A 244-nucleotide genomic window follows, 5' to 3' on the forward strand; every position below is an offset into this window, starting at 1 on the left:
CGCTGGCGGTGCGGTTCGAAGCTGGTCTCCACCGGTTAAGAGATACTTGAGTTTCGGATGTTCCGGCCACTTCAAAGCTACCAACTGTTCCAACAGTGGCGTTGGCACAAAACTGACCGTTATTTCCTCCTCGATCAACCAATCACGTAATCCGACAGGATCCAGGCGCAGCGTTTCCGTGGGAAGATACAAGGCCACACCCGAGGCCAAAGCTGACCAGATTTCCCATACCGAAGCATCAAAA

1 protein-coding gene is annotated in these 244 nt (G+C 52.9%); it reads right to left on the reverse strand.

Translation table 11 applies throughout. The features are described from left to right. Positions 1-244, reverse strand: a 244-nt coding sequence (locus tag AC5WOE_RS20030; protein ID WP_496053355.1) for a hypothetical protein, incomplete at both ends; no start/stop codon positions are given.

The sequence above is a fragment of the Shimazuella sp. NTD248 genome (genome assembly GCF_059510395.1).